General features: G+C 71.5%; 9 protein-coding genes. 4 read left to right on the top strand and 5 right to left on the bottom strand.

Annotated elements, in window-relative coordinates; all coding sequences use genetic code 11:
* Together ribB and V7050_RS16870 are read right to left on the bottom strand one after the other, a co-directional pair.
* The coding region (gene ribB / locus V7050_RS16865) for a 3,4-dihydroxy-2-butanone-4-phosphate synthase (RefSeq protein WP_324410879.1) at positions 1–501 on the bottom strand (501 nt) is incomplete at its 3' end.
* Positions 498–1118, bottom strand: a complete 621-nt coding sequence (locus V7050_RS16870) for a riboflavin synthase (protein WP_324366931.1) — start codon at positions 1116–1118, stop codon at positions 498–500. The genes V7050_RS16870 and ribB, both read right to left, overlap by 4 nt.
* A 180-nt stretch (positions 1119–1298) precedes the next feature.
* On the opposite strand from V7050_RS16870, the gene V7050_RS16875 reads away from it, so the two are divergent.
* Both V7050_RS16875 and V7050_RS16880 read left to right on the top strand, forming a co-directional pair.
* Positions 1299–2429: a polysaccharide biosynthesis/export family protein gene (locus V7050_RS16875; RefSeq protein WP_324366933.1), complete on the top strand. Its 1131-nt coding sequence runs from the start codon at positions 1299–1301 to the stop codon at positions 2427–2429.
* 261 nt (positions 2430–2690) lie between these two features.
* Positions 2691–2918 (top strand): hypothetical protein, encoded by a 228-nt coding sequence (locus V7050_RS16880; protein WP_324366935.1) that lies wholly within the window; start codon positions 2691–2693, stop codon positions 2916–2918.
* A 46-nt stretch (positions 2919–2964) separates the two neighbouring features.
* Here the strand turns inward: V7050_RS16880 and ribD are convergent, their stop codons facing one another.
* The 3 genes from ribD to V7050_RS16895 all read right to left on the bottom strand — a co-directional run bounded on the left by ribD (position 2965) and on the right by V7050_RS16895 (position 5210).
* Positions 2965–4071, bottom strand: a complete 1107-nt coding sequence (gene ribD, locus V7050_RS16885; protein ID WP_324366937.1) for a bifunctional diaminohydroxyphosphoribosylaminopyrimidine deaminase/5-amino-6-(5-phosphoribosylamino)uracil reductase RibD — start codon at positions 4069–4071, stop codon at positions 2965–2967.
* A 4-nt stretch (positions 4072–4075) separates the two neighbouring features.
* Positions 4076–4549 (bottom strand): transcriptional regulator NrdR, encoded by a 474-nt coding sequence (gene nrdR / locus V7050_RS16890; RefSeq protein WP_324366939.1) that lies wholly within the window; start codon positions 4547–4549, stop codon positions 4076–4078.
* A gap of 151 nt (positions 4550–4700) precedes the next feature.
* The gene (locus V7050_RS16895; protein ID WP_324366941.1) at positions 4701–5210 is read right to left on the bottom strand and encodes a hypothetical protein; all 510 of its coding nucleotides are present in this window, start codon (positions 5208–5210) and stop codon (positions 4701–4703) included.
* A 145-nt stretch (positions 5211–5355) separates the two neighbouring features.
* On the opposite strand from V7050_RS16895, the gene V7050_RS16900 reads away from it, so the two are divergent.
* Both V7050_RS16900 and V7050_RS16905 read left to right on the top strand, forming a co-directional pair.
* Positions 5356–5889 carry an RNA polymerase sigma factor gene (locus tag V7050_RS16900; protein ID WP_324366943.1) on the top strand — a complete coding sequence of 178 codons (534 nt, stop codon included), beginning with the start codon at positions 5356–5358 and terminating at the stop codon, positions 5887–5889.
* Positions 5886–6383, top strand: a complete 498-nt coding sequence (locus tag V7050_RS16905; RefSeq protein ID WP_324366945.1) for a cupin domain-containing protein — start codon at positions 5886–5888, stop codon at positions 6381–6383. Before V7050_RS16900 ends, V7050_RS16905 begins: the two co-directional genes overlap by 4 nt.
* The last annotated feature ends 155 nt before the right edge of the window (positions 6384–6538 follow it).

The following is a 6538-nucleotide window of genomic DNA, read 5'->3' on the forward strand; positions in this document are numbered from 1 at the left end:
CCCGGCGAGGCGGGCGATGTCGACGGCGGCCTCGGTATGCCCCGCGCGTACCAGCACGCCGCCGTCCCGCGCCCGCAGCGGAAAGATATGCCCGGGCGTCGCGATGTCCTGCGGCCCGGTGCGCGGATCGATGGCCACCGAGACGGTATGCGCCCGGTCATGCGCGGAGATGCCGGTGGTGACACCCTCGCGCGCCTCGATCGAGATGGTGAAGGCGGTTTCGTGGCGCGAGGAATTCGAGGCGGCCATCAGCGGCAGGCCGAGCGCGTCGAGCCTCTCGCCGGGCAGGGTCAGGCAGATCAGCCCGCGCCCGTGGGTCGCCATGAAATTGACCGCGGTCGGCGTGCACATCTGCGCCGGGATCACCAGATCGCCCTCGTTCTCGCGGTCCTCGTGGTCGACGAGGATGAACATGCGGCCGTTGCGGGCGTCCTCGATGATCTCGTCGACCGAGGAGATCGCGTCGTGATAGCTCTCGTTGCCGTTCGCGCTGTCCATCATGCCGCCGCCATATGCTCGGCCAGCCGGGCGACGTAGCGCGCCAGCGTGTCGATCTCGAGATTGACCTCGTCGCCCGCCCGGATCTCGCCCCAGGTGGTGCAGGTGAGCGTATGGGGAATGAGATTGACGCCGAAGTCGCGCCCCTCGACCTCGTTGACCGTGAGCGAGGTGCCATTCAGCGCCACCGATCCCTTGGGCGCGACGAAGCGCGCCAGCGCCTCCGGCGCGCGGAAGGTCATGCGCGTGCTGTCGCCCTCGCGCCGGGACGCGACGACTTCGGCCCGCCCGTCCACATGCCCCGAGACGATATGCCCGCCGAGCTCGTCCCCGAGCCGCAGCGCGCGCTCGAGATTGATCCGCCGCCCCGCCGCCCAGGCCGCGCGCCCCGAGCGGATGTTGGTGCGCGCCACGGTCTCGGCGGAGACGTCGACGTCGAACCAGGCGCCGCCCTCGGCGGGGCCGCGGTCCACCACCGTCAGGCAGATGCCGTCGCAGGCGATCGAGGCGCCGATGGCGATGCCGCCGGCCTCGTAGCCGCAGCGGATGCGGGCGCGCAGGTCGCCGCGGTCTTCGAGCTCGGCGATCGTGCCGATGTCGGTGATGATCCCGGTGAACATCGCCTTCGCCCCCCTGCGTCCCTCGGCCGCCTCCTAGCCCGGCCGGCCCGCATCGGCAAGCCTCCAACCGGCGGCTTCGCGACATGCGCGCCGCTTCGCGATGTTCGTTCTGGCCTCGGCGGGGATAAAATTGTAGGATTCCCGGCAAAAGCTGGAAAACAGCGGCAGATGAGGCAATCGATGCAGTCTGGGCTCAGGGCGATGGCGCATTGCGCGGCCGCGGTGCTGGTCGCCGCGGCACTGGCGGGCTGCACCCTGCCGCGATCGGGACCGACCGCCGGCGAGATCAAGGCGGCGGCGCGGGCGCCGGTCGGGGACATGCATATCGTCAACGTCACGCCCGGCATCGCCGCCGCCGCGCGCTCCTCCGAGACCCTGGCCTTCAGCGAGGCCTTCGTGACCGCCGCGCCGGTGTCCTCCGACACGATCCGGCCGGGCGACGCGCTCTCCGTGACCGTCTGGGAGAACGTCGACGCCGGGCTGCTCGCAGGCGTCGGCCAGAAGGTCACCGCGCTCGACCGCATCCAGGTCGACGAGAGCGGCCAGATCTACGTGCCCTATGCCGGCCGGCTCCAGGCCGCCGGCATGACCCCCGACGCGCTCCGCGCCGAAATCGTCGCCAAGCTCGAGGTGCAGACCCCCGACCCGCAGGTCGAGGTGGCGCGCGTGGCCGGCGACGGCGCGACCGTCAGCGTCATGGGCGGGGTGCGGGATCCGGGCGTCTATCCGATCGAGACCCCCACCCGGCGCCTCTCGGCGATGCTCGCCCATGCGGGCGGCGTAGTGCTGGTTCCCGACATTGCGCAGATCCAGATGGAGCGCGGTGGCAGGACCGGGCGCATCTGGCTGCAGGATCTCTACGACAATCCCCGGCTCGACGTGGCGCTGCGCGCCGGAGACCGGATCATCGTCGAGGAGGACCGTCGCTCCTTCACCGCGCTCGGGGCGACCGAGAACCAGTCGCGGGTCAATTTCAACAAGCGCGACATGTCCGCGCTCGAAGCCATCGCCGCGGCGGGCGGGCTCAACGGCAATGCTGCCGATCCCACGGGGATCTTCGTCTTCCGCAGCGAGCCTTCGAGCATCGCCAACCGCATCCTCGGCCGCAGCGACCTGGTCGGCGAGCAGCAGGTGGCCTACGTGCTCGACCTCACGAAACCGGACGGGCTCTTCTCCGCGCGCCAGTTCATCATCCGCAACAACGACACCGTCTATGTCACCGAGGCGCCCTTCGCCGCCTGGTCGCGGGTGCTCGGCACCGGCGCGACGGTGGTGAGCCTCGCCGGATCGGTGGCCGCAATCGCCAAGTAGGACCAAGGGCCCCCGCCGCGAACGCCTTGCATGCGCCAGAAGCCCTTCCCCGATCGACCGGTGGCGATCGGGCCGAGCGGGGCGTAGCCCTTTCTCACTCCCGAAGTCCGGGTCCGGGGCCACGGCGTCCTTGGGGCGGAAGGCCGCCGGCCAACATATCAATTCCTGTTGTGTCTTCCATGAAAAACATTCGTTTGTGTGATGCGGCCTGACTCCCTATCTCCATGCCATCGCGCAACAGCCAGACGAACGGAGAGATCAATGGCCAACGTGCATTACGAGGAAACGCGGCCGGCCGGCGCACTGCCGCTTCGACCGACCCCGATCCTGGCGCTGCTGGCGCTCGGCATCCTGGCGCTGCTCTTCGCGGTGGCGACGGGCGAGCCCCCGGCATCCGCCTACAAGGGCATCGCGAGCCAGGCGCCTTCGGCGCAGATGGTAATCGAGGACTGGCGCGGCAACAGCGCCCGTCTCCCGGTGAGCAACTGACCGGCTCCGGGTCGGTCCCGACGGCGGCTGTGACGGCCGGCGGCTCCTAGCGCCGCCGCCAGCGGCTCCGCGTGTCGGGACCGATCCGCGCGGTCTCGATCAGCCGGAACCGCGGCGCGAGCTGCAGAGCCTCGATCTCCAGCGCCCCGATCGCCGCCACGGCATCGTCGCCGAGCACGATGCCCGCGGCATAGGTCACGATCTCGTCGACGAGATCGGCCTCGAGCAGCGCCGCCGCCAGCCGCCCGCCGCCCTCGCAGAGCAGCCGGGTGAGCCCGCGCTCCCCGAGCCGCTGCATCATCGCCGAGAGATCCAGCTGGCCGTCGGGCTCGAAGGGCACGTCGATGAGCACGGCGCCCTTCTCCTCCCAGGCCTTGATCCGCGCCGGCTCGGCCTCGGCATGATGGCAGAGCCAGAGCGGGATCGCCGGCGCGGTCTCCGCGAGATAGCCGTCCCGCGGCACCATCAGGCCGCCGGTCACCACGATGCGCACGGGGCTGGCCGCGGCGAGGCCGATGTCGCGCACGTCGAGCTTCGGGTCGTCGTTGCGCACGGTGCCCGCGCCGACCAGCACGCCGTCGGACTGGGCGCGCATCAGATGCACTTCCGAGCGGGCGCGCGGCCCGGTGATCCAGCGGCTCTCGCCGGCGCCCGTGGCGATTCGACCGTCGATCGAGGTGGCGAGCTTGAGCGTCACCAGCGGCCGCCCGGTGGCGATCCGCGTGAGAAAGCCGCGGTTGACGTCGAGGGCCTCGGTGGCGAGGCAGCCGACCTCGACCGCGATCCCCGCGGCGCGCAAGGCCTCCACGCCCTTTCCGTCAACCCGCGGATCGGGATCCTCGATGCCGACGACCACCCGCGCGATGCCGGCGGCGATCAGCGCCTCGGTGCAGGGCGGCGTCTGGCCGGTATGGGCGCAGGGCTCGAGCGTCACATAGGCGGTGGCGCCCCGGGCGCGGGCGCCGGCGGCGGTCAGCGCCGCCACCTCCGCATGCGGCCGGCCGCCGTCGCCGGTCCAGCCGCGCCCGACCACCCGGCCCTCCGATACCAGCACGCAGCCGACGGCCGGATTGGGCCAGACGCGGCCGAGCCCGCGCCGCGCAAGCCCGAGCGCAGTGCGCATCCAGGCCGCGTCTTCCTCGAGTGCCGTCACGGGCTCAGTCGTCGTCCGTCGAGACCGGGACGGGCCGCAGCTCCGAGACGAAATCCTCGAAATCGTCGGCGGCCTGGAAGTTCTTGTAGACGCTCGCGAAGCGCACGTAGGCCACCGTGTCGATGCGCGCGAGCGTCTCCATGACGATGGCGCCGATCGTGTCGGAGGGGATGTCGGTCTCGCCCATGGATTCCAGCCGCCGGACGATGCCGGAAATCATCTGGTCCAGCCGCTCGCTCTCGATCGGGCGCTTCTGCATGGCGATGCGGATCGAGCGCTCGAGCTTGTCGCGGTCGAAGGGCTCGCGCTTGCCGTTCTTCTTGATGACGACGAGGTCGCGCAGCTGCACCCGCTCGTAGGTGGTGAAGCGTCCGCCGCAGGCGGGGCAGAACCGCCGCCGCCGGATCGAGACATGATCCTCGGCCGGCCGCGAATCCTTCACCTGGGTGTCGATATTGCCGCAGAACGGACAGCGCATGCCGGGCTCCCGGAGTCGTGATCGCCGGCACTATAGGGCGGGGTCCACAGGTTGGGTAGATGTAACTTGGCCCCACAAGATCGCCGGCCGCCCACAAGGCTTGGGAGTGCGGGCCGCCCGCGGAGCCATGCGCCGCGGGCGGCCCCCGGGCTCAGCCGGCGCCGCCGTCAGCCTCGACGAGCTTGCGGAACCTGTCGGCGATGTCGGCATCGATCTCGCCGGGGTTCTGGAACATCAGATCGCCGCGGTCGCTGAAGAGCAGCGACAGGACCGGCAGCACCAACGGCCGGCAGAGGCCGCGCGTCGCGGACATCCGCGCCTCGATGCTGCCCTTGGCGACCTTGAGCACGCATTTGGGGTTCTTGGCGTCCACCACGTCGAAGGCCTTGGTGGTCATGGTGAACCATTCCGTCGGCGGCTCGGCGGGCCCACCGAGGGGCTGGCAGACGCAGCCCTCGGGGCAGGGCCTCCCGGTCGCCATGGCGGCGGCCTCGATCATCGCCTCGGCGCGGGACTGGAGCCTGCCGACCTGCGCGGGCGAGCAGGCGTCGGTCCAGGTCGCTTCGTCGATCTTGGGCTTGCGCGTCTCGACCTTGACGATCTGGCAGGGCCTGCCGAGGCAGCCCGACACCGTCTGAAGCGGCAGGGGAGCAATGGCCATGGGACATATCCTTCAATCTGGTTGCGTTCCGCCGCGGGTAATGCACGTCCCGCGACAATCCGCTGTTCGCGCCCCTGGCCGTGAAGGATGCCTCCCGATGTGGTAACATGCCCGTGATGCGATTGACGGTGCCGGGAGGCGGGCCTTGGCGCAAAGCGTCCTGACCCAGGAAGAGCTGATCGAGCGCGCGGGGCGCGGCGACGAGGCCGCCTTCGAGGCGCTCTACCGCGAGACCGCGCCGCGGCTCTTCGCCATCGCCCTGCGCATGACCGGCCAGCATGCTGCCGCCGAGGACGTGCTGCACGAGGCCTATGTGGCGGTATGGCGCTCGTCGGCGCGCTTCGATCCCCGGCGCGGCTCGGCCCGGGCCTGGCTCGGGACGATCCTGCGGCGCAAGGCGATCGACCGGCTGCGCGCCAGCCCCTGGCTGGAGCGCGCCATCGACGCGGAGGCGCTGCCGGCGCCGGCGGCGGCGGTGGAACGCTCCGACGAGGCGGCGCTGAGCCTGCGCCAGTGCCTCGAGCGGCTGGCGCCGGAGAGCTTCCGGGCGATCTGGCTCTGCGCGCTTTACGGGTTCAGCTACCGGGAGCTCAGCGACCGTCTCTCCGAGCCGGTGCCGACGCTGAAATCCCGCGTGCGCCGGGGCCTGCTGGCCTTGCGGAAATGTCTGGACGGATGAGCGACGAAGACGACATCGCCGCGGCCGAGGCCGCGCTGGGCCTCGCCGCAGGGAGCGGCGCCGGCGATGCGGCCGCGGCGGATTGGGAAAGGCGCCTCGCCGCCCTCGATCCCGCCGGCGCGGTGCCGCCGCCGCCGGGCCTCTGGCGCCGGATCGCCGCGACCATCGCCGACGCCCGCGCCTCGCCCGGCACCCAGAGCCGCCGCAGCGGGCCGGAGGGCTGGGAGGTGATCGCTCCGGGGCTGGAAAAGCGCCTCCTGCATGTCGACCGCCCTGCCGGCACCCAGTCCTATTTCCTGCGCGTCGCGGCGGGGGCGGAGATCCCGCGCCACGCCCATGCGATGGACGAGCATTGCGTGCTGCTGGAGGGCGAGCTCGAGGTCGGCGGCGCGCGCTTCGGCCCCGGCGATTTCCAGCTCGGCCTCGCCGGCTTCGACCACGCCCCGATCCGCGCCGCCACCACGGCCGTGGTCTTCATCCACGGCGAACTCTGAGCGGCGCGACGCCGAGGGAGCGCATCCGGCAACAAGACCCCATCCGCCCGAATTTCAGGCGTGCCCGGCACCACCATCCCGCCCGGCGGGCACCGCCGGCCAGCGCCCGCCCCGCCCCGTCACGCCGAAGGCGTGCCTCCGGCACGACGCGGGCG

The organism is Amaricoccus sp., assembly GCF_036846665.1.
Lineage (GTDB): Bacteria > Pseudomonadota > Alphaproteobacteria > Rhodobacterales > Rhodobacteraceae > Amaricoccus.

Coding starts and splice junctions, on each gene's coding strand:
- V7050_RS16875 (WP_324366933.1), top strand. CDS start 1,299: ATGCAGTCTGGGCTCAGGGCGATGGCGCATTGCGCGGCCGCGGTGCTG.
- V7050_RS16880 (WP_324366935.1), top strand. CDS start 2,691: ATGGCCAACGTGCATTACGAGGAAACGCGGCCGGCCGGCGCACTGCCG.
- V7050_RS16905 (WP_324366945.1), top strand. CDS start 5,886: ATGAGCGACGAAGACGACATCGCCGCGGCCGAGGCCGCGCTGGGCCTC.
- V7050_RS16870 (WP_324366931.1), bottom strand. CDS start 1,118: ATGTTCACCGGGATCATCACCGACATCGGCACGATCGCCGAGCTCGAA.
- nrdR (WP_324366939.1), bottom strand. CDS start 4,549: ATGCGCTGTCCGTTCTGCGGCAATATCGACACCCAGGTGAAGGATTCG.
- V7050_RS16895 (WP_324366941.1), bottom strand. CDS start 5,210: ATGGCCATTGCTCCCCTGCCGCTTCAGACGGTGTCGGGCTGCCTCGGC.